Source organism: Rhodococcus sp. 14-2470-1a (genome assembly GCF_002259425.1).
Classification (GTDB): Bacteria; Actinomycetota; Actinomycetes; order Mycobacteriales; family Mycobacteriaceae; genus Rhodococcoides; species Rhodococcoides fascians_E.
This window is the reverse complement of sequence record NZ_NPFZ01000024.1, coordinates 186,544-205,360: the sequence shown is the minus strand read 5'-3', so window position 1 is coordinate 205,360 and position 18,817 is coordinate 186,544. Positions and strand designations below refer to the sequence as shown.

General features: G+C 62.9%; 15 protein-coding genes and 1 riboswitch. Of the genes, 10 read left to right on the top strand and 5 right to left on the bottom strand.

Going from position 1 to position 18,817, the window contains the following annotated elements; translation table 11 throughout:
* Nucleotides 1-28: 28 nt before the first annotated feature.
* Nucleotides 29-454: a PPOX class F420-dependent oxidoreductase gene (locus tag CH292_RS12315; protein ID WP_094654980.1), complete on the bottom strand. Its 426-nt coding sequence runs from the start codon at nucleotides 452-454 to the stop codon at nucleotides 29-31.
* 115 nt (nucleotides 455-569) lie between these two features.
* On the opposite strand from CH292_RS12315, the gene CH292_RS12310 reads away from it, so the two are divergent.
* From CH292_RS12310 to CH292_RS12300, 3 genes are read left to right on the top strand one after another with little or no spacing between them, the layout of a single operon-like run.
* Nucleotides 570-5,486 carry a DEAD/DEAH box helicase gene (locus CH292_RS12310; RefSeq protein WP_094654979.1) on the top strand — a complete coding sequence of 1,639 codons (4,917 nt, stop codon included), beginning with the start codon at nucleotides 570-572 and terminating at the stop codon, nucleotides 5,484-5,486.
* On the top strand, nucleotides 5,483-6,406 hold the full coding sequence (locus CH292_RS12305; RefSeq protein ID WP_094654853.1) for a protein NO VEIN domain-containing protein: 924 nt from the start codon (nucleotides 5,483-5,485) through the stop codon (nucleotides 6,404-6,406). Before CH292_RS12310 ends, CH292_RS12305 begins: the two co-directional genes overlap by 4 nt.
* The gene (locus tag CH292_RS12300) at nucleotides 6,403-7,353 is read left to right on the top strand and encodes a restriction endonuclease (RefSeq protein ID WP_094654852.1); all 951 of its coding nucleotides are present in this window, start codon (nucleotides 6,403-6,405) and stop codon (nucleotides 7,351-7,353) included. The genes CH292_RS12305 and CH292_RS12300 overlap by 4 nt, the downstream gene beginning before the upstream one ends.
* Before the next feature lie 112 nt (nucleotides 7,354-7,465).
* Here the strand turns inward: CH292_RS12300 and CH292_RS12295 are convergent, their stop codons facing one another.
* The gene (locus CH292_RS12295; RefSeq protein ID WP_256978066.1) at nucleotides 7,466-9,385 is read right to left on the bottom strand and encodes a DEAD/DEAH box helicase; all 1,920 of its coding nucleotides are present in this window, start codon (nucleotides 9,383-9,385) and stop codon (nucleotides 7,466-7,468) included.
* 87 nt (nucleotides 9,386-9,472) lie between these two features.
* Between CH292_RS12295 and CH292_RS12290 the strand changes: the two genes are divergently transcribed.
* The 5 genes from CH292_RS12290 to CH292_RS12270 all read left to right on the top strand — a co-directional run bounded on the left by CH292_RS12290 (nucleotide 9,473) and on the right by CH292_RS12270 (nucleotide 14,975).
* The gene (locus tag CH292_RS12290) at nucleotides 9,473-10,231 is read left to right on the top strand and encodes a type 1 glutamine amidotransferase (protein WP_094654850.1); all 759 of its coding nucleotides are present in this window, start codon (nucleotides 9,473-9,475) and stop codon (nucleotides 10,229-10,231) included.
* Nucleotides 10,218-11,378, top strand: coding sequence for an alpha-hydroxy-acid oxidizing protein (locus CH292_RS12285; RefSeq protein ID WP_037140027.1), 1,161 nt, complete (start codon nucleotides 10,218-10,220; stop codon nucleotides 11,376-11,378). The genes CH292_RS12290 and CH292_RS12285 overlap by 14 nt, the downstream gene beginning before the upstream one ends.
* On the top strand, nucleotides 11,375-12,658 hold the full coding sequence (locus CH292_RS12280; RefSeq protein ID WP_094654849.1) for an alpha-amylase family protein: 1,284 nt from the start codon (nucleotides 11,375-11,377) through the stop codon (nucleotides 12,656-12,658). The genes CH292_RS12285 and CH292_RS12280 overlap by 4 nt, the downstream gene beginning before the upstream one ends.
* A gap of 96 nt (nucleotides 12,659-12,754) precedes the next feature.
* A riboswitch (TPP riboswitch) is annotated at nucleotides 12,755-12,849 on the top strand.
* A 99-nt stretch (nucleotides 12,850-12,948) separates the two neighbouring features.
* Complete coding sequence (locus CH292_RS12275; RefSeq protein WP_037109586.1) at nucleotides 12,949-13,704, top strand: 3-oxoacyl-ACP reductase; 756 nt, start codon at nucleotides 12,949-12,951, stop codon at nucleotides 13,702-13,704.
* A complete protein-coding gene (locus CH292_RS12270) occupies nucleotides 13,704-14,975 on the top strand; it encodes an LLM class flavin-dependent oxidoreductase (protein WP_094654847.1) in 1,272 nt (423 codons plus the stop codon). Before CH292_RS12275 ends, CH292_RS12270 begins: the two co-directional genes overlap by 1 nt.
* Here CH292_RS12270 and CH292_RS12265 read toward each other — a convergent pair.
* Entirely contained in the window at nucleotides 14,963-15,571 is a 609-nt protein-coding gene (locus CH292_RS12265; protein ID WP_019666984.1) for a TetR/AcrR family transcriptional regulator, read from the bottom strand. The two genes, CH292_RS12270 and CH292_RS12265, sit on opposite strands and share 13 nt — an antisense overlap.
* 112 nt (nucleotides 15,572-15,683) lie before the next feature.
* Here CH292_RS12265 and CH292_RS12260 point away from each other — a divergent pair, with 112 nt between their 5' ends.
* On the top strand, nucleotides 15,684-16,616 hold the full coding sequence (locus CH292_RS12260; RefSeq protein ID WP_020112468.1) for a zinc-binding alcohol dehydrogenase family protein: 933 nt from the start codon (nucleotides 15,684-15,686) through the stop codon (nucleotides 16,614-16,616).
* A 23-nt stretch (nucleotides 16,617-16,639) separates the two neighbouring features.
* On the opposite strand, the gene CH292_RS12255 is transcribed toward CH292_RS12260, so the two are convergent.
* Nucleotides 16,640-17,536: an alpha/beta fold hydrolase gene (locus tag CH292_RS12255; RefSeq protein ID WP_094654846.1), complete on the bottom strand. Its 897-nt coding sequence runs from the start codon at nucleotides 17,534-17,536 to the stop codon at nucleotides 16,640-16,642.
* 70 nt (nucleotides 17,537-17,606) lie between these two features.
* Here CH292_RS12255 and CH292_RS12250 point away from each other — a divergent pair, with 70 nt between their 5' ends.
* Nucleotides 17,607-18,089 carry a hypothetical protein gene (locus CH292_RS12250; protein WP_019666981.1) on the top strand — a complete coding sequence of 161 codons (483 nt, stop codon included), beginning with the start codon at nucleotides 17,607-17,609 and terminating at the stop codon, nucleotides 18,087-18,089.
* Between the two features lie 81 nt (nucleotides 18,090-18,170).
* Here CH292_RS12250 and CH292_RS12245 read toward each other — a convergent pair whose 3' ends face one another.
* The gene (locus tag CH292_RS12245; RefSeq protein ID WP_020112465.1) at nucleotides 18,171-18,722 is read right to left on the bottom strand and encodes an alpha-isopropylmalate synthase regulatory domain-containing protein; all 552 of its coding nucleotides are present in this window, start codon (nucleotides 18,720-18,722) and stop codon (nucleotides 18,171-18,173) included.
* Nucleotides 18,723-18,817: the final 95 nt, after the last annotated feature.

Sequence of the window (18,817 nt, the reverse complement as noted above, 5' to 3'; positions counted from 1 at the left end):
AGCCGGTTCCCGACGGGCAGCTGGTTCGTCAGCCGATTCGCTGGCCGTAGACGTGCTCGACGGCAAGCTTCAGCAGCACGCGGCGGTCGGACACCATGACGGACCGGTACTCGTCCCAATCGGGGTGCTCTCCGGCGGCGGCTCGGTAGTAGTCGACCAGTGCGTCGACTTCTGGGCTCGACGCGTCCGCTCCCGGCCCGACCAGCGTCCCGGTCCCGTCCACCGTGGCCCACGACCTGCCGTCGGCGCTGGTGACCTCGATGGACACCCGAGCATCGCGCCGGATGTTCTTGGTCTTCGCGCGACCGTCGGTCATCGACACGTAGACGATTCCGGCGTCGCGGTCGTAGTACGGCGTCACCGGCGACAGCTGCGGCCTACCGTCGGACTTGATGGTCGCCAGGACGCCGAGACGTGCCTCGGCCAACAGATCGTGCGGATCGAACTCGCTCATTCTCACTCCCCTGTAGACGGTCATCCCTGCGCAGGGTAGTACGGAAGTAATCGGTGGGGTGGCCGAGTCGGAGGGAGCCGGAACAACCGCAGTCCACGTCTGGCAGATTGTTTATATGGCATCAGTTCATCAGGTGATCGAGGCATTCCGCGACGAGCGCACGAATTCCGAGCGAGGCACGCGATTCGAAGAGCTGATGGTGCGATATTTCCAACTGGATCCCACGCTGCGCCAGCAGTACGAGGATGTCTGGCGCTGGACGGATTGGCCGGATCGCGGAGGAAAGACCGACACGGGCATCGACCTGGTAGCACGTGAACGTGAGACGGGTGAGCTGACCGCCATCCAGTGCAAGTTCTACGAGCCAGAGCACACCCTGTCGAAGGGCGATATCGACTCGTTCTTCACAGCGTCCGGGAAGGGTTCGTTCAAGAATCGCGTCATCATCTCCACGACGGACAAGTGGGGTAAGAACGCAGAGGATGCGATCGAGGATCAGCAGATCCCGGTGCAGCGCATAGGTTTGGCCGAGATCGCCGAGTCGCCTATCGACTGGGACATCGCCTGGCCGAACCAGAGACTCCAGGTCGAGCTGAGTCCGGCTGTACGCCACGAACCACGTCCGCATCAGCAGCAGGCAATCGACGCGGTGTTCGACGGATTCGCGGCGGGCAACGACCGCGGCAAATTGATCATGGCCTGCGGCACCGGCAAGACCTTCACCGCATTGAAGATCGCCGAACGCACCGCTGCCGAGAACGGCGGTTCCGCCCGCATTCTGTTCGCGGTGCCGTCGATCTCGCTCCTCAGCCAGACACTGCGTGAATGGACTGCGCAGACCCAGACCGATATCAGGGCATTCGCAGTGTGCTCGGACACCAAGGTTTCGCGCGCAGCCGAGGACGTCAGCGTCGTCGATGTCGCCATCCCGGTGACAACCGATGGCGCCACGCTTGCGCAGCACATGGAGTACCGCAAGCGCGCCAAAGGTTTGACTGTGGTCTTCACGACCTACCAGTCGTTACCAGCTATCGCCGACGCGCACGTAAACGGCATCGACCCGTTCGATCTGATCATCTGCGACGAGGCACACCGTACGACGGGCGTCACGGTCGCGGGTGGCGACGAGTCGAACTTCGTCAAGGTCCACGACAACGACTTTGTGAGGGCGTCACGTCGCCTGTACATGACGGCTACTCCCCGCATCTTTGCCGACGCAGTCCGCGAGAAGGCGGACGAGCATTCGGCCGAAATCACGTCGATGGACGACGTGGAGGTCTACGGGCCCGAATTCCACCGCCTGTCGTTCGGGGATGCTGTCGAACGCGGCCTGCTCACCGACTACAAGGTCATCGTGCTGACCGTCGACGAAGAACTGATCGCAGCGCCGATGCAGCAACAGCTCGCCGGTCACTTTTCCGAGCTTCAACTCGACGACGCCTCTCGCATCGTCGGTTGCTGGAACGCGTTGGCCAAGCGAGCAGGCACTGCAGCTGACGGCACAGGCTTTGCCGCCGGTGAGCCTCCGATGAGACGAGCCGTCGCCTTCGCAAAGGATATTGCCGCCTCGAAACAAGTCTCCGACGTCTTTCCGTCCGTCGTCGACGCCTACCGAGACATCCTGCTCGACGAGGACGCCTTCGGTGAACCGTCGACCAATCGCAGCTTGCAGGTCGAAGCGCGGCACGTGGACGGCACGATGAACGCGTTGCAACGCAATGCGGCGCTTCGTTGGCTGCGCGCCGGTTCGATGACAGACGACGAGTGCCGCATCCTGACGAATGCGCGTTGTCTGTCCGAGGGCGTCGACGTCCCCTCCCTCGACGCAGTGCTGTTTCTGCACCCACGTAATTCGGTGGTCGACGTTGTTCAGTCAGTCGGGCGCGTGATGCGCCTGTCACCCGGCAAGGACTACGGCTACATCATCCTGCCCGTCGCGGTACCCGGCGGAGTCAGCCCATCACAAGCGCTGAGCGACAATCGTCGGTTCAAAGTGGTATGGCAGGTCTTGAATGCGCTTCGCGCGCATGATGATCGGTTCAACGCGATGGTCAACTCGATTGCGCTGAATGCCCAGACTCAGGAAGCCAAGCTGGGCAAGGGAAACGACCGGCTCCTCGGTGGACACCTCGGGGCCGTCGCGGGTGGCGATGAAACAATCGCCGACGGCGCCGAGGCCAGTCCCGCGGGCGAGCAGGGTGCGGGCAACGACACCGCGACCCAGATGGCCTTGTTCTCGCTGTCCGAGTGGCAGGAAGCCATCTATGCGCGCATCGTCGACAAGGTCGGCACCCGCGTGTACTGGGAGCAATGGGCCGAGGATGTCGCCGACATTGCAGCCGCGCAGATTGCACGAATCAACGTTCTGCTAGCCAACGCCTCATCCGCAGTGGCGGAGCAGTTCGAAAAGTTCGTTACGGGGCTGCGAGACAACCTGAACGACTCCATCGTTCGCGACGACGCAATCAGCATGCTGAGCCAGCATTTGATCACCAAGCCAGTGTTCGACGCCTTGTTCGAGGGGCACGACTTCGCCTCGCACAACCCAGTTTCGATCGTGATGCAGCAGATGGTCGACGCACTGAACGATGCGAACCTCGAATCAGAGACCGCAGGTCTGGAGAAGTTCTATCACTCGGTGCGTGTCCGAGCATCAGAGGTGAACAGCGCCGAGGGCAAACAGCAGGTCATAGCGGAGCTGTACGAGCGGTTCTTCCGCGTCGCGTTTCGCAAGCAGTCCGATCAGCTCGGAATTGTCTACACACCAACAGAAATCGTTGATTTTATCCTTCGGGCAGCGGACCACGTCTCGAAGGAGACCTTCGGACGTGGGTTGACCGACGAGGGTGTGCATGTTCTGGACCCGTTCACCGGGACTGGCACGTTCCTGACGCGTCTGATGCAATCAGGACTGATTCTCCCGGAGGATCTCTCGCGCAAGTATCGAGATGAGCTGCATGCCAACGAAATCATGCTGTTGGCCTATTACATTGCTGCCGTCAACATCGAGACGACATACCACGCGCTCACGACTCCCGACGGCGAAACGGGCGTCTACGAGCCGTTCGAGGGCATCGTCCTCACTGACACATTCCAGATCACCGAAGGTGGTGACTCAATGGATTCGATCATGTTCCCGCAGAATAACACTCGGATCAAGAAGCAGCTCGACGCGCCGATCAACGTCATTGTCGGTAACCCGCCTTACTCAGTGGGGCAGGACAGTGCCAACGACAACAACGCGAACGTCAAGTACCCGACCCTGGACGGCCGGATCGGGGAGACGTACGCGGGCCGTTCCACAGGTACGAACAAGAACAGCCTCTACGACTCGTACTACCGCGCATATCGTTGGGCCACCGACCGCATCGGCGATACCGGCATCGTCGCCTTTGTGTCGAACGGTGGGTGGATTGATGGCAACACCGCCGATGGGGTCCGTCTCACCTTCGCCGACGAATTCGCGCACCTGTGGATCTACAACCTCCGAGGCAATCAGCGAACAGCGGGTGAGCTGTCCAAGAAGGAGGGTGGCAAAGTCTTCGGTAGTGGAAGTCGTTCCACTATCGCGATTTTCGTGGGCGTGAAAGACCCCGCACATTCTGGACCTTGCCGAATCCATTACCGCGACATCGGTGACTACCTCAGCCGTGAGCAGAAGCTTCACATTCTCGAGGTTGATCGACTCGACACCGTCGAGTGGGAGTCGATTACACCCAATGCGGATGGTGACTGGACCAACCAGCGGAACGAAGAATTTGGAACCTGGCCGGTGATCGGTGATCGGGCGCATCCGTCGAATGCAGTCTTCCGGACGTATTCCGCCGGTCTCCAAACTAACCGGGACGCGTGGGTGTACAACTACTCTCGCGACACGCTCGGTGAGTCTGTTGAGCGGCTGATCGGCAACTACACTGCGCTGCATGAGCCGTTCTCACGGTACGTTGCAGAGAACGGCATTACCCGCCCGGCCGAGGCCGATGTCACCAACTTTCTCGCTGAGAATCCGGACGCCGCTGCAAGTAGCCAGATCAAATGGTCCGCCTCGCTGAAACAGCATCTCGCCCGCCGCACGCACTCACGGTTCGCGCAAACCCAGGTCGTGCGTGGAAGCTATCGACCGTTCGATTCAGAGAACGTCTACTTCGACCGGTTGTTGAATCATCGACGCGGCGAGCTGCCGTCGATGTTCCCGACGCCGCAGCACTTGAACTACGGATTTTATGTGGTCGGCACGGGGTCGGATAAGCCGTTCTCGGTAATTGCAACGCAATCAATTCCTGATCTGTCTTTCTGGGGTTCGGGAAGTGGGCAGTACTTCCCGCGTCATACCTATCAATGCCTCGACGCCGGCGGCGATTCGAGTGAACTCGACTATGGCATTAACACCGACGTTCTCGACCCCGACGAGCATTGCTATCGACGGCTCGACAACATCACCGACGAGATCCTCGATCGCTATCGCACCGCGCTCGGTGATTCGGTGACCAAGGATCAGATCTTCTGGTCTGTATATGGGCAACTACATGTACCGAGCTATCGCAAGGCGTACGCAGCGGACCTGAAAAAGATGTTGCCTCACATCCCCACTCCGGGCTCCGCTGAGAGATTTACACAACTCGCCACTGCGGGTGAACGCCTCGGCTACCTTCACATGCGGTACGAGGAGGTGGACCCGTATCCACTCGATGTTGAACTGAAGCCAAACGTGGATCCGGCTGACCGTGAAACCTGGCGAGTTCAGAAGATGAAGTGGCGCAGCCGCACCGACCACACCGCAATCGTCTACAACCCCAAGGTGACGATTTCCGGTATCCCCGCGGAAGCCGAGGAGTACATGCTCGGATCACGAACTGCGCTTGCATGGATCATCGACCGATACCAGTTCAAGACCGACAAGGCGTCGGGCATCGTCAACGACCCCAACCTGTGGTGCGACGAGCACGATGACCCGACCTACATCATCGACCTGATCAAGAAGGTCACCACGGTCTCCGTGGAGACGATGAAGATCGTGAAGGAGTTGGCATGACTGAACGGCGGGTGACGTCGGAGACTCTCGGCGCCTGGGTTTTCAAGTGCAACCCCGAGGTCTACGATCTGCCAGCCGAGATTGCCGATGGCGAAACCTTCGTCGACAATTGGAGCGTCTTCGACAATTATCGCTCGGAAATGATCAAGGCGGGTGAGAGGGCAGTTCTGTGGATGTCCGGTTCCCGCGACGGGTCCGCGCCCAGGGGGATCTGGGGAATTGGTTGGACGGCAGGTCGACGATTCGACGTCAACGGTTTAAGCGGTGGTTACTGGATCGACGACTCAGATGCGGCTGCGGTTAGATGGATGGCTCCACTCTCCGTCCACCTCCTCGAAGAACCAGACCGTCTTCGCGTGGACGACATCGAAGCAGTGTCTGCACTTCGGGATCTGGAAGTCTTGACTCAACCGCAGGGCTCGAACCCATCCTGGTTATCACATGGTCAGCTTGCGGCGATCCAGAGGCTACTTCCTGCCTGGCCGGACCCTGAGGATGTCCCAACCACCACCGTTACGATCGGTAAGCACGGTGCCGGGTATGGGTCGCCGGAGCAAAACGCGGAAGTAGAGTCGGCTGCGATGTCGGCGGTTGAGAACTATTACGAAACGCGACTGCAGGCAAAAGTTGAAGATGTCTCGAAACAAAATCTCGGCTGGGACATTACGGCCACGCTGCCGGATGGCGAGGTCTGGCACGTCGAGGTGAAAGGCGTCAGCGGTTCGCGGCCGATCGTGTTGCTGACGGCGAACGAGATGCGCGCCGCGCAGAGCGACAGCTCGTGGGAGTTAGCCACTGTTACAAGTGCCTTGAGTGATTCTCCGATGGTCACAGTCTATTCGTCCGAACAGACGCTGCGACAGGCGTCGCCTCATACTGTTCGAGTTGACTTCCGTAGTGAGAAAGGTTGGACAGCATGACAATTCCCGATTATCAGACTTTGCTGCGTCCGGCCTTGGTGGTACTGACGGACGGCCGAACCCGTACGATGCGCGAGATGCGCGAGCAGCTGGCCGGCGAGTACAACCTGACTGACGAAGAGCGAGCAGAGTTCCTACCCAGTGGCAAGGTCCGCACGTTCGACAGTCGGGTTGGTTGGGCCTTGACGTACCTGTTTCAAGCGGGACTCACCGAACGCCCTTCGCGGGGATCCGTGCGGATCGCTGATGCTGGACGCGCGTTTCTCAGCACGCATCCGGTGTCGATCTCGACGCAGAATCTGCAAGAGATCGGTCAATTCCAGGACTTCCAGGCCAGAGGACGTGATCAGCCTCGCTCGAAGAACGACCTCACTGCGTCAGGCGACGATGACGCAGGCAACCACGAACTGGATGATCACGACTCTGTGTCGACACCCAACGAACTTCTGGAGCGTGCTGTTTCGGCCAATCGCGCCACCGTCGTCACAGACCTCCTCGATCGGCTGCAATCGGTGACTCCGTACGAGTTCGAACGAATAGTTCTCGATCTGCTCAGTGCTATGGGATACGGGCAGTCGGGCTCGATAGAAAGGACCTCCGCGTCCGGTGATGCAGGTGTAGACGGGATTATAAGTCAGGATCCGTTGGGTCTTGACCGGATCTACGTACAGGCCAAGCGATATGCAGACCACCGCACAATTCAGCGGCCTGCGATTCAGGAGTTTGCCGGGGCGCTCCAGTATCGGCAGGGCGATCGCGGAGTGTTCATCACTACTTCGTCGTTTACGAAGGGCGCGGCAGAAGCTGCCGAGCGAATTTCTGCCCGCATCGAGCTGATCGACGGTATTCGACTGGCTGGGTTACTTGTGGACCACGGCGTCGGGGTGCAAGAAGAGCAGACAGTCACCTTGTACCGGATCGACGAGGACTACTTCGAACTGCCGTAACTCCATCCGAGACTAGGGACGCACGAGGTACTGGTGGGGCAACCAGGGTGTGCCGTGGTTCAACCGAAGTTCTCAAACCACGATCATTTTGTTTGCGTCGGTCGATACCGGACTAGCTCCCCTCCGCCCGCGCCGCCAGGAATGCTTCCGGGTCGATGAGGTCGGCCTGACCGACGATGGAGCCCAGGTCCGCGATGCGCTCGATCCCGGTGAGCACCATTTCCTCCTCGACGGTGCCCTCGGCGTAACCGTAGTAACACGTCGACGTCGTGTGCTCGTGGTCCTTGTCGATGCGGTTGGCCCGTCCTTCGATCTGACGAATCTCGATCGGTGTCCATCGTGGATCGTGAATCAAGGTCACACGCGGCGCCGACGTCGACACCGTCCGTTCCGGAAGCAACAGCTCGTTCGAGTGCAGGTTGATCGCACTCGTCGTGGTCGAGATGATCACGCGGGCGGCGCCGGTCTGGAAGCGTCGGATCTCGTGCTCCTGGTCCTGACTGCTCATGCTGCCGTCGACGACGGCGACCTCCTGGCCTTCGTCGCGGAGCGCCTCCGCGAGGCCGGCGACCGACTCGCGGTAGAACATGGAGACGAACACCTGGTTGCCGTCGCGAATCCACGCGCGAACCTGATCGGCCGTCGACGGGATCCGCAGGTAGGAGCATTTCTGACGGAACCGCAGTGCCGCAGCTCTCGTGCTCGGGTTCTTCTGCAGCACACGCTTGCCGCCGACGGACTTCCACAGTGGTAGGCCGAGCTCCTTGCGGTAATCCACCCACGCCGAGTTGTACAGGCGTTTCTGCGCGGCAGTGAGTTCCTGGCCGAGCGGCTCACGCGGCGTCGGGGGCGAGGGCCGCGAGATCGACCACGGCACAGCACCTCCGGAGAGCCACCGGTGAATGGTGTCGATGTCGCGCGTACGCTGCGCGGCGTCCTCCGGTTCCCACCTCCACGTCTTCAGCCCGGTGGTCGCCTTGCCCTCCTTCAGTGCGAATCCCTGCTCGATCAGGAATTCTGCCCACTTGGTGGTCACGCCGTACCCGAGGACCTCCTCGTCGCCGACGATGGGACCGGCCGCCCGGCTCTGCTCGATCGCGCGAGCCATGTACGCGAAGTGCATCGGCTGATACCCCGGTGTCGCCGACATCCACACGACCGCACGCGCGGCCTCCTGATACCGCCACAGAATCTGCGACTGTTGCGACTCGATGTTCATCAGCGCATGCGACTCGTCGGCGATGACGACGTCGATGTCGAAACGTAACTCGCCCAATGTGATCGTGCGTTTGTTCTGAGTCTTCTTGCGCTTGCCCAGGTCCGTGTCCTCGGGAACCGTCAACAACTTCTTGGTGGACTGATACGTCACCAGCAGCCAACGCTTGCGATCCGCGGGATCGAGATCCGCCTCGGTATCGGCGATGGTCCGTCGCCAGCCCGGAAGCGCGCCCTTGGGTGCGACGACCAGAACCGTGCCGATGTCCGGAGTGGAGCCTGCCTGCCGGACGGCCTCGCAGACGGCGAGAGTCTTACCGAGACCCGTCGAGTCCATCTGCGCGAAGTACGGGAACCCAGCGTTCATCGCGCCCAGCTGCCGGCGCACCGATTCGAGTTGCGTCTCGCGAGGCGTCAACGACCGTTCGTGGACGACCTCCGGTCTCCACTCTTCGTTCGCGTCGTCCTCCACCCACCGCTGGAGGCTGTACGGCATGGACTCGAACGAGGCCAACCCGTCGGGCAGATCGGTTCCGTAGTACGCGAACACGCGTGGGCCCGGATACCAGCGGGCGCCCGACGCCGATGCCAATGCGCGATCCTCGAACGGGACGTCGAGTACCCAGACGCGCTCGCCTGGATCGGGAAGGGGCAGATCCGGCGACGCCGTCTTACGGACCGGCTTCTTGCGTGTGGTGGTGCGTTTCTTCGCGGTGGTGGTTCCCGACGACGCCTTGAACTTACGTGCGGCAGCGCTCTTGCCCGCGCCGACCGTGCGGGCAGTGGTGGAAGCGGGTTTGCGTCGACGTGGTGGCACGGAGAACAACCGTAGAGCACACGACCGACACGGCAGTATCGGTACAGAGGACGTCCCGTTCGGCACCGTGTCCTAACCTCGTCCCTCATGACGTTCGATTCTCGACAGGATTCCGCGACCGACAAGCGCGCAGTCGTTCTGGTCCACGATCGTGACCCGGCGCTGGGCCGACGCAACATCGGTACGCTCGCGCCCGAGTTGGAGAGTCGCGGATACCGACTCGCCGTGCATTCCTTCGACTACAGGCACGCCGATACCCCGCCGTCGCTGGACGACGCCGGGATGGTGGTCGTCATGGGATCGCCGGACGCCGCTTACGGAGAGTCGTCGTGGATCGGCCCGGAGATCGACTATCTCGAGCGTGCCATCGAGAAGGACGTACCGATTCTGGGTGTCTGTTTCGGTGGGCAGTTGCTGGCGCGAATCCTGGGCGGAACCGTCACGCGGTCGCAGTTCCCCGAACACGGCCTGACCGAGACCCGCTCGACGCGCCCGGATCTGGTCGGGCCCGGACCGTGGATGGAGTATCACGACGACACCTTCGTCGCGCCGGACACCGCGACGGTGATCGCGAGCAACAGTGCCGGCCAGCAGGCTTTCGTGCACGGCAGGCACCTGGGACTGCAGTTCCACCCCGAGATCGACGTCGACGTCTTCGACTCCTGGGCCGACGCGTGGGTGCGCGACGGTATCGAGCAGGACCAGGACATGGTCGATGCCATCAGGAAAGACCTGGTGGATAACGAAGCCGACCTGCGTGCACGCTGCGCTGCGCTGCTCGACGGGTGGATTTCGTGCCGTCCACTTCCCGCCGCCCACTACGGTGGGGAGCATGAACTTCAGTGACCATCAGATCGGCATCTATGCCCAGGGCATGTTCACCGATCAGAAGCCGAAGATCACCACCAACCTCGCGAAACTCGAGGATCAGGCCGCGGCGAGGCTGACGCCCGAGGCGCTGGGGTACATCGTCGCCAGCGCCGGTAGTGGTTCGACGGCCCGGGCCAATCGAGAAGCGTTCGACCGGTGGCGCATTGCACCGCGTATGTTGCGTAGTGCGGCCGAGCGGGATCACTCGGTCACGGTGCTCGGTACGGAACTACCCGCGCCTGTGTTGATCGCTCCGGTGGGAATTCAGACCCTCGCCCATCCGGACGGTGAGCTCGCCACCGCACGAGCCGCAGCGGCGCTCGGCATTCCGTACATCCACTCGACGCAGGCGTCGCACTCGTTCGAGCAAGTGGCGGAAGCCGGTGGCGACGCACCGCGGTGGTACCAGTTGTACTGGCCCACCGATGAATCGGTGCTTCTGAGCTTTCTGGATCGGGCCAAGACCACCGGGTTCACGACGCTCGTGCTCACCCTGGACACGACCCTGCTGGGATGGCGTCCGGCGGACCTCGACCGCGGTTATCTCCCCTTTCTCGCCAACCTCGGCATCGAGAACTATCTCACCGATCCGGCGTTCAAGGCCGGTCTCGAGCAGCCCGTGGAGACCAATCCCATTGCTGCGGCGATGCACTGGGCCAAGATGTTCCCCAATCCGGGGCTGAACTGGGGTCAGCTGAAGTTCCTGCGGGATCACTGGGACGGTCCGATCGTCCTCAAGGGGATCTGCACCGTCGGAGATGCGAGGTCGGCCGTCGAGCACGGAGTCGACGGCATCGTGGTGTCCAATCACGGTGGGCGCCAGATCGACGGCGCACGAGCATCGTTGGACGCGCTGCCTGCCATCGTCGACGCCGTCGGTGACCAGGTGACGGTCTTGTTCGACTCCGGTGTGCGCACGGGTGCGGACATGGCCAAGGCGCTTGCGCTCGGAGCGGACGCGGTACTGCTCGGCCGGCCGTTCCTGTACGGCCTTGCGCTCGGCGGGCAGGAGGGCGTGGAGCACGTACTACGCTGCATCCTCGCCGAATTCGATCTGGTCACCAGCTTGTCCGGGCACACCGGTGCCGGCGAACTCGGCCGCGAATCCGTGGTGCGCGCATGAGTCCGTCCTGGGTCGAGCACGCAATCTGGTGGCATGTCTATCCTCTCGGATTCGCCGGTGCGCCGGTGCGAGAGTGGGACGGAACCTCCTTGGCCGAGGAGCATCGGTTGCTCAAGGTGGTCGAATGGCTCGACTACGCACTGGAACTCGGGGCATCCGGTGTCGCACTCGGTCCCATCTTCGCCTCGGAAGGCCACGGGTACGAGACCGTCGACCACCTGCGCGTCGATGAGCGGCTCGGTACCGACGAGGACTTCGACACTCTGATCGACCGAGCGCACGGCCGGGGAATCAGGGTCATGCTCGACGGTGTCTTCAATCATGTGGGGCAGAGCTTTCCACGGTTCCAGAGCGCTCTTGCCGGGGACTCCGACGCGGCATCCTGGTTTCATCTCGACGCCTCCGGGCGTCACCGCAACTTCGAAGGTCACGACGAACTCGTCGCGCTCGACCACAGCAGCGCGGCAGTGCAGGACTACGTCGTCGACGTCATGCAACACTGGCTCGGCCGCGGCGCCGACGGATGGCGTCTGGATGCGGCATATGCTGTGCCGCCGGAGTTCTGGGCGACCGTACTACCGCGGGTCCGCGAACGGTTCCCCGACGCGTATTTCCTCGGCGAGGTCATCCACGGTGACTACGCACAGATCGTGCAGCGGAGCTCGCTGGACTCGGTGACCCAGTACGAGCTGTGGAAGGCGACGTGGAGTGCAATCGCGGAGCAGAACTTCTTCGAGCTCTCGCACGCCCTCGGTCGCCACAACGAGTGGCTCGACACCTTCGTGCCCGCCACGTTCGTGGGCAACCACGATGTCAATCGCATCGCCAGCACCATCTCCGACGAACGGCATCTCCCCCACGCGCTCGTCACGCTGTTCACCACTGGTGGAACACCGATGATCTATTACGGCGACGAGCAGGGATTCCGCGGCGTCAAGGAGGAGCGCGTCGGCGGCGACGACGACGTCCGGCCCGAGTTCCCCATGACCCGTGAGCAACTCGATTCGGCGGGATGGTCGACGTTCCACCTGCACCAGGAACTGATCGGACTACGTCGACGCGCTCCGTGGCTGCACACTGCGAAAACCGAGACCGTCGAGCTGGCCAACACCGCGATGCTCTATCGGGTCCACAGTGGCGACAACGCACTGCACGTCGCGCTCAATCTCGGCGACGACACCGTCGACTACCGCATCTCCGGTGAAGTCCTGGTAGGTGTTGCCTCCGTGGACGGGGGACGGACGATGGTGCCGGCACACGGATGGGCGGTCATCGGCTAGCTCGACCGTAGGACGATCTATAACTCTCTACAAATTTCGATAGATGTCCGTAGAAGCAGTGATAGACGGTAGTGCCCAGCGAAGGGACTACAGTGTGCAGTCGACACGGGGTGCCGCACCGATGCGGCTGAGAACACACCCGTCGAACCTGATCTGGTCAGCACCAGCGGCAGGCGTGGAGCCTGCGGAATGCCCCGGTATTCCTAGGGATGTCAGCGCGGATCGAAAGTGGTATCTGGGTGTCCGTGCATCCTCACGTTCGTGGTGTCCGCCGAGCGAGAGGCACACGCATGAACTTCGATCGTCAGACCGTCGTTGTCACCGGAGCCGGACGGGGCCTGGGAACTGCAGTGGCCCGCGCGTTCGCTGCGCAGGGAGCACACGTCGTCGTCAACTATCGGCGTAGCCGCGAGGCTGCGGAGGCACTGGCGTCGGAGATCGGCGGTATTGCGGTCGCGGCTGACGTCACCGATCCTGCCCAGGTCGATGCCCTGTTCACGGCAGCCGAGCAGCATTTCGGCACGTCGGTCACCACCGTCGTCAACAATGCTCTCGCCGATTTCTCGTTCGACGGTGACGCGCGCAGCAAGGCGGACACCATCTCCTGGGCCCAGTTCGACGCCCAGTTCCAGGGCGCAGTGCGCGGTGCTCTCAATACGACTCAGCGCGCGGTGCCGGGTATGCGGGCCGCCGGATCGGGCCGGATCGTCAACGTCGGCACCAACCTGTTTCAGAACCCCGTGGTGCCGTACCACGACTACACAGCGTCGAAGGCCGCTCTTCTGTCGCTGACCAGGACGCTTGCGGCCGACCTCGGCGGCGACGGCATCACCGTCAACATGGTGTCCGGCGGCCTGTTGCGCACGACCGACGCGAGCGCCGCGACGCCGGAGGAGGTCTTCGACTTCATCGCCGCCTCCACTCCATTGAAACGTGTGGTGACGCCCGAGGAGTTCGCCGATGCGTTGCTGTTCTTCGCATCGCCGTGGTCCCGTTCGGTGACCGGCCAGAATCTCGTCGTGGACGGTGGATTGGTCAAGGACTGATGATGCATCTGAACGCCTTCCTGTACAACTGCGGTCACCACAGCGCCGCCTGGCGACATCCGCGTTCGCGCGTCGAGGACCTGGGCGATATCGGGTACTACGAGAAGCTCGCACGGACGGCGGAGCGCGGCAAACTCGACGCGGTGTTCTTCGCCGACGGCCACTCGGTGCGTGACCCGGCAGGAGCGGGAACATGGTTTCTGGAACCGATCACCGCGCTGACGGCGATGGCGCGGGCGACGACGCACATCGGCCTGGTGACCACGGTGTCCACCACGTTCTACACACCGTTCCACGCCGCGCGGCTGCTCGCCTCCCTCGACCACATCAGCGGCGGACGGGCAGGATGGAACGTCGTCACCTCGATGTTCGACGCCGAAGCGCGCAATCACGGCTTCGGCGAGATCCCGCCTCGGGGTGAGAGATACGCGCGTGCCGAGGAGTTCGTCGACGTCGCCCTCGCTCTGTGGGACACGTGGGACGCCGATGCTCTCGTACTCGACCGTGGCGGCATGTACGCCGATCCGGACAAGGTGAATCGGATAGACCACTCGGGCAAGCATTTCCGGGTCGACGGTCCGCTGACGGTCCCTCGTTCACCGCAGGGCCGGCCGGTGCTGTTCCAGGCAGGTGCGTCGGGGCAGGGCCGGGATCTGGCCGCCCGCTACGCAGAGGCGATCTATGCAGTCGCCTACGATATCGAATCCGGCGCAGCGTATTACGCGGATGTGAAGGCTCGGATCCGCAGTGCTGGACGGGAACCCTCGTCCGTCGGCGTCATGCCCGGCCTCGTGACCTACGTCGGATCGACCACAGCCGAGGCGAGAGCGAAGAAGGACGAGCTCGACGCCTTGTTGCCGGTGGAGCAGTCGTTGAAACAACTGAGCACGTTCATCGAACAAGACTGCAGTGCGTGGGAACTCGATGCTCCTGTCCCTTCACTGCCTCCCATCGAGGAATTCACCGGGCCCCACGGACGGTACGAGACCATCCTTCGGATCATCGCGAAAGACTCTCCGACCGTCGGTGAGCTGCTCGGCACGCTCGCCGCGGGCGGCGGCCATGCGACGATGATCGGCACTCCCGAGTCCATCGCCGACGAGATCGAGGCCTGGATCGACGGCGGTGCAGCGGACGGCTTCAACCTGATGCCCCCGCTGTATCCGGACGGTTTGGATGACTTCGTCGACCATGTAGTACCTGTCCTGCAGTCGCGGGGGCTCTTTCGTCGGGACTACACCTCCGACACGCTGCGTGGTCACCTCGCCTGATCGGGGCGTGTGTTCACGAGTGGACCGAAGACTGCGCGATCGACGAAGTCGACGAGCGCATCGAGTCCGTGCGACGGTTCGCCCGTCCATCGGCGTGCGAACGACTCGGCGGCGCCGGCTACGAGCTGCGCCGTCACCGCGGGTGACGCCGGCAGCTCGACGCCGTCGCTCTCGAATCCGCGCAGTCTGTCGACCCACGGCTCGAACTGCAGGATGGTGAATTCTTCGACACGGGAGGAGAGTTCGTCGTTGACGAGGGCTGCGTCGCGGAGCGCGTCGATGACTGTTCGATTCTCGCCGAAGATCCGCCAGAACACCTCGAGGTGGGGACGCATGGTTCGCGCGGTTCGTGCGACCGGATCCTGCGCGGCGACTATCGCGTCGGCTTCCTCGCCGAGCCGTTCGGCGAGGGCGAGCAGTAGTGCGTCCTTGCTGTCGAAATGGTTGTAGAACGACCCCGTCGACCGGCCGGCCTCGCGCGTGATGTCGGTGATCTTGGCCGCGAGGTATCCCGTCCGCGCGAACACGACGCGCGCGGCGTCCTCGAGTTCCGTGCGGGTTCGGGCGGCTTGAAGCTCGCGTGAAGTGGTCGGCACATGCGCCCTTTCGGTTGACAGCTACGTGTGTAGCGTACAGACTGAATCTAGATTCAGTGAATACCGATTCAGTCACCCGCGTGAGGGTGCGGACGATGGGTGGAGGCACGTCGTGAAAGCAGCAGTTCTGACCGAGTACGGGATTCCGAGGTTCGCCGATCACGAGGACCCGACGGGTGCGGAGGGCATCGAGGTGCTTCGGGTGGAAGCGGCCACGATCAATGCCGTCGATATTGCCATCGCCTCGGGCGGGCACTACCTGAGCCCGCGAACCCTGCCCGTGATCGCAGGCATCGAAGGCGGTGGCGTCACCGCCGACGGACGTCGGGTGTACTTCTCCCTGCCGCGGGCTCCGTTCGGTTCGATGGCCGAGTTCGCGCCCGTACCCGTGGGCAACCTGATCGACATTCCGGACGGCCTGGACTTCGGAACCGCCGCGACCTTGGGAAACGCAGGCCTGGCGGGAAGTATGCCGCTCGTCGAGGGGGCGCACCTGAAGGCAGGCGAGAGCGTCGTCATCCTGGGCGGCACCGGCGTGGTCGGGCGCATCGCCGTGCAGGCTGCGTCCTTGCTCGGCGCCGGGTCCATCACGGTCGTCGGACGCGACCGGCAGGCATTGGAGGCGACGCTGGAACTCGGCGCCACCGGTGTGGTCGCCGTCGGCTCGACCGAAGGCGACCTGACGGCAGCGATCCGCGACGCGTCCGGAGGCGTCGACGTGATCCTCGATTACACCTGGGGGACTGTGGCACTCGCCGCGCTTCGGGCGGGAAACCGAGGCGTGCGGTCCATTCAGATCGGCGACCGAGCCGGAGCCGACATCACGATCCCGGCACAGCTCATGAGGGCACTGGGAGCGACGGTCGCAGGGTTCATGCCGATTCACCACGGGCCGCAAGCGGTGGTCGACGCCTACCGTCGGATCAGTGACTGGGCAGCCGAAGGCAAGCTTCGGATCGAGTACGAGGAAGTTCCGCTGTCCGACGTCGAGAAGGCATGGAGCCGAGCATCATCGGTGCGGCACAAGCTGGTTCTCGCGCCCTGAGATGTTCTTCGGTCGACGGCCGGCTACTCAGCGGCCAGTCCGGCGATGTATGTCTTGGTGAGTTCCGCGATGTCGCGCGCGTGGGAGATCGGCGACCAGTGGCCTGCTGGAATGTCGTTGCGAGTCAAGTTCTTCACCCACTTGCCTGTGTCCGCGTAGTGGTACGGGCGCACGGCGACGTCTTCGGTGTTCACGATCAGTTGGACGGGGATGTCCACGTAGCGTTCCCGCGGCTTCGTCAGTCGTGGAACGATGTTGGCGCGATAGAGGTTGGTGCCGTTGGTTGCATCGGACCACAGGGTCGAATTCTGTGTCACCAGAGCAGGATCGACGCCCGAGAACTCCTGCAGGAACGCGGGCCACCCTTTGGCGAACTGGCGTTTGATTCGCAGCGTCGACAGTCCGGGGATGTGGAACGTGACCGTGTACCAGGAGGCGCGCACCTGGGCGAGGACGTGTCGGATGCCCTCCGCCGTCGGTTTCGCGAGGCGCGAGCGCGACCATTTGCCGAGGTGGTCGAGGTTGGGACCGGAAATGGATGTGTAGGAGGCGATGCGGTCGATGGCGTGTGGCTCGGCCGCTGCTTCCCAGGCCTGGACTGCGCCCCAGTCGTGCGCGAGGACGTGGACTTTCCGGTCCGGGCTGACGGCGTCGATCACTGCATAGAAGTCGGAGGCCAGGTTGCGGAGCCGGTATGCCGACCGCTCCTGAGGAATCGTGCTCTCGCCTGCTCCGCGCACGTCGTAGGACACGACGCGATAGTCGTCTTCGAGGAGCGGGACGATGTGGCTCCACAACTCGTGCGTGTCGGGCCAGCCGTGAACCAGCACGATCGTCTCGCCGTCCGGTTTGCCGGTCTCGAACACGGCGAGGTGCATACCCTCGTTGACGACGATTCTGCGGTCCATGGCGGTGCTCATTCAGTCGACTTTAGTATGAATCCGGGTTACATGTACACGAACTGTCGGTCCTGCCTGCGAGAATCGACCGGTGATCGAGAACTCCGACTGGCCGCCGACCGTACGCGCGATCGCCGACGCAACCGATGACGCAATCACCGCGGCACGCGCCCGCTCGAAAGGCGACTTCGACGACGCCGCGCGGAGTCTCGACTCCGAGGACAGAGCCCAGGTCTCCTCGATCCACGCCGAGATGGTGCGTTCGCTACTCGAAGAATTGCATCCCGACGGTCTCACCGGCGAAGACGTCCAGGATGCGTTGACGAGCGCGGTCCGGGCGTCGGCCGCGTGGTACGAGGATCTGGACGTTCCCGGCTTCGTCGAGGTGCTGACGGGGGCGCTCGGCGTCGCCGATCACATGCAGGAGGCCGCGGAGCAACGGCCGTTTCCCCGGCCGGAGCACGCGATCCTGATCATCACCGACTTGCTGGTCAGGCGAAAGGTCGCGGCCCAGGGCTACATCCAACGCGCGGTCGGCGAGATTCGGCGGGCCCAGACGATGGAAATGCCGTAGCGCTTTCTACATGTTTCTAGTGTCCATGGAAGAAAGCCGTAGAAGGCGATAGTGAGCGTTGCTATCGCCTTCTACGCATATCTAGCGCGCAGCCGATAGAGGTGTAGAACCATCCAGAGACGGACGTGCAGCCCTGCGCCGGTCGAGTAGTAGGTTGGCTGCGCCGATGACGGCCCTGATCGATGATTCGACGCTGCTCGCGTCGATGGCCATCGCCCATTCGCGTCGACCGTCGATGTCGCACTGGACGAAGGTCGCCGTCGAGCCGTGCAGAAGCTCATGCAGGCCCAGCGGTTGCTGGTGGAACGCGGTGATCTCGATGTGGATGCCTGCGTCGTAGAGCATCGACGTCAACGCGTCGATCGGGCCGAAGCTGGTTGCCGTCGTGGAGTGAATGGAGTCGCCGATCCCGAAGGTCGCATCGAAGGTCTTCCGGCCGCCTCGCGCGTCGGATTCCTGCCAGCTGCCCAGGCGGATCGGACCCGAGGCGCCGCTGAACTCGGCACGGAACTCCGACCAGGTCATGGCCTGCGCGGAGGCCGTCAGTTCCGGCGGGAGAATGCCGCCGAAACGCGACGCGAAGGACTCGCTGGCAGACGACGGGGCGGAAGAGGTGCAGGGGAGAGCGTTCATGGAAGTGGTCTTTCCGAATGTGAAGGAAGGACCGAGATAGGTAGCACAACGACCCGCAGCGGGGGTCGGTCCGAATCAGACCCCGCTACGGCGGT

What these genes read in the sequence shown, in the direction of transcription:
- CH292_RS12310 (WP_094654979.1), top strand. Translation starts at nt 570, where the DNA reads ATGGCATCAGTTCATCAGGTGATCGAGGCATTCCGCGACGAGCGCACG.
- CH292_RS12290 (WP_094654850.1), top strand. Translation starts at nt 9,473, where the DNA reads ATGACGTTCGATTCTCGACAGGATTCCGCGACCGACAAGCGCGCAGTC.
- CH292_RS12255 (WP_094654846.1), bottom strand. Translation starts at nt 17,536, where the DNA reads ATGAGCACCGCCATGGACCGCAGAATCGTCGTCAACGAGGGTATGCAC.
- CH292_RS12280 (WP_094654849.1), top strand. Translation starts at nt 11,375, where the DNA reads ATGAGTCCGTCCTGGGTCGAGCACGCAATCTGGTGGCATGTCTATCCT.
- CH292_RS12275 (WP_037109586.1), top strand. Translation starts at nt 12,949, where the DNA reads ATGAACTTCGATCGTCAGACCGTCGTTGTCACCGGAGCCGGACGGGGC.
- CH292_RS12305 (WP_094654853.1), top strand. Translation starts at nt 5,483, where the DNA reads ATGACTGAACGGCGGGTGACGTCGGAGACTCTCGGCGCCTGGGTTTTC.
- CH292_RS12315 (WP_094654980.1), bottom strand. Translation starts at nt 454, where the DNA reads ATGAGCGAGTTCGATCCGCACGATCTGTTGGCCGAGGCACGTCTCGGC.
- CH292_RS12270 (WP_094654847.1), top strand. Translation starts at nt 13,704, where the DNA reads ATGATGCATCTGAACGCCTTCCTGTACAACTGCGGTCACCACAGCGCC.
- CH292_RS12300 (WP_094654852.1), top strand. Translation starts at nt 6,403, where the DNA reads ATGACAATTCCCGATTATCAGACTTTGCTGCGTCCGGCCTTGGTGGTA.
- CH292_RS12245 (WP_020112465.1), bottom strand. Translation starts at nt 18,722, where the DNA reads ATGAACGCTCTCCCCTGCACCTCTTCCGCCCCGTCGTCTGCCAGCGAG.
- CH292_RS12285 (WP_037140027.1), top strand. Translation starts at nt 10,218, where the DNA reads ATGAACTTCAGTGACCATCAGATCGGCATCTATGCCCAGGGCATGTTC.